This is a genomic window from Endozoicomonas sp. SESOKO3 (genome assembly GCF_024606255.1).
This window is the reverse complement of sequence record NZ_JAHHPR010000604.1, coordinates 1-2445: the sequence shown is the minus strand read 5'-3', so window position 1 is coordinate 2445 and position 2445 is coordinate 1. Positions and strand designations below refer to the sequence as shown.

The 2445-nt window shown below is 49.3% G+C and carries 1 protein-coding gene; it reads right to left on the bottom strand.

The window, feature by feature from the left end; genetic code table 11:
• Positions 1–48 precede the first annotated feature (48 nt).
• A complete protein-coding gene (locus KDK18_RS10660) occupies positions 49–1734 on the bottom strand; it encodes an NAD-dependent malic enzyme (protein ID WP_257254881.1) in 1686 nt (561 codons plus the stop codon).
• Positions 1735–2445: the final 711 nt, after the last annotated feature.

The following is a 2445-nucleotide window of genomic DNA, read 5'->3' as shown; positions in this document are numbered from 1 at the left end:
ACCAATTTATTGCAACCGCAGTAGGACAGCCTTAAGTCCGACAGGCTGCTAGCAGAAGGACATACGGATGCGCCGGTACTCAGGGCTCCAGCGTTTTGCTCTGATCTTTTGTTCCAGATCAGTCAACTCAGTGACGGGGGCCTGACCTTCCTTTTGAGCCTGAAGAACAACGGCAAGAGCAATATCGTTGGTGACATGCTGAATGCGATCCAACAAAGGCAGAAGAGGTGCTTCTCTGTTCACCAGAGCGGGAGAAGCCAATGCCAGCGTTTCTACAGCAACATCGAGCATCTTGTCAGTGATGCGACCAGCACCAGAGGCCAGCACGCCAAGACCCAGACCGGGGAAAATATAGATATTGTTGCACTGGGCAATCGGGTAAGCGCGGTCATTGAACCGAACCGGCTCAAACGGGCTGCCTGTTGCAATCAGCGCCGTGCCGTTGGTCCATTTGATAATGTCTTCAGGCAGGGCTTCTACCTGACTGATCGGATTCGACAGTGGGAAGATAATAGGCTGCTCGTGGTTGACCGCCATGTTCTCAATGACTTCCCGGGTGAACAGGCCGGGTTGGCCAGAAACACCAATGATCGCGTCTGGCTTGGCAATACGAACGACATCCGCCAGAGAAATACTGCCCTCGGCTGACCAGTTCTCAATGTCCACAAAACGGTGAGCCAGCTTCTGCTGGAATGGACGGAGACCCTCCATCTGATCGTGCACCAGACCGTCGCGATCAACCATATAAATGCGCTTGCGGGCTTCCTCTTCAGACAATCCACGACCCACCATCAGGCGGATAATCTGTTCAGCAATCCCACAGCCTGCAGACCCCCCGCCCAGGAAAGCAACGCTCAGATCTTCAACAGATTTACCGGCAGCTCTGGCTGCAGCCATCAGGGTGGCAGCAGTGACACCGGCAGTACCCTGAATGTCATCGTTAAAGGTGCAGAGTTCATCACGGTACTTCTCCAGCAAAGGCGTAGCGTGATTAATGGCGAAGTCTTCAAATTGCAGCAGAGCACTTGGCCAGCGACGTTTAAGTGCCTGGATAAACATCTCGACAAATTCGAAATAATCGTCTTCACCGATGCGCTCATGACGCCACCCCAGGTAATTAGGGTCTTCCAGCAGCTTCTTGTTGTTAGTGCCACAGTCCAGAGTAATGGGCAATGTCAGGTTGGGAGTAATACCACCGACGGCAGAGTAGAGGGATAGTTTTCCGATGCAGATACCCATACCACCAATCCCCTGATCGCCCAGACCCAGGATACGCTCACCATCAGTCACTACAATGACTTCAATGTTGCGCTTGAAGTTTGCCAGCATGGCGTCAATCTGGGCGCGTTCAGGGTAAGAGATATAGAGGCCACGAGGTCGACGATAAAGATCGCTGTATCTCTGACAGGCCTGACCTACCACTGGGGTGTAGATGATTGGCAACATTTCCTGGAGATGACGCTGAACCAGAGCGTAGAAAAGCGTTTCGTTGGTATCCTGCAGGGAGCGCAGGTAAATATGCTTGAGAATAGGAGTGGGCTTGATCGCAAATGATTTATAGGCGCGGCGGCATTGCTCTTCCAGTGTTTCAACACGTGGCGGCAACAGGCCATGGAGGTCCAGTTCGCTGCGCTCTTCAAAAGTGAAGGCAGTGCCCTTGTTCAGCAAAGGGTTTTCGAGAAGCATACGACCTGAAAGGCCGGTATGAACGCTGTTGGAATCTAGGTCGGTCATTATTCCGTTCCAGTGATGGCTCTGGAGAGTGCATCAGATGTTAAACCCACAATGAAATTATCTACACTTCGTGCAATGTGTGGGTGATGATGGGCAACCTCGGGATTTTGGACTTTATACCAGCTTGCAAGGGTGCATATCACTGTCATGATTTGTGGGTCTAAGGATAAGTCTTGCTCTATATCTTAAATAGACAGGAAAAGCCGAAGTAATCATGCGTGCTTATTACAGGATCTGTTCTTATCCGTTGTTGTCATAAAGCAGTACGTAGTTTATTACCGATAAAACCCTATTCAGACAGGTTAAAGACGCAGCAAATTTGAGATTGAAGGTTCTGCCATTTCGTCCGTACATTGTTTGATGTGAATGTTATCTCTGTATAAAAGTATGGGAGTGACCTTCTGGCATTTTGTCCGCGTCAATCGTTAACTGACGTTTGGTTCCTATATGAAATATCAGTCAATGGCAGTTATTGTATTAATCCAGCGTGAGCTGATACTTTTAGTTCATGGCGATTTGCACTCAATATACTTTTTAAAATGTAACTCTTTATGACTGAATCCCGTCAGCCCTGTCGTGCTGAATTACCAGAAATTTCTTCAGAACAGTTGGCCAGACTAGCCTCTATTTTCAGGCTTCTGGGGGATGAAGGGCGCCTCAAAAATCACCTCATTGAACTGGGTACCTTCCATTAGAGCTGAATCCATGTCG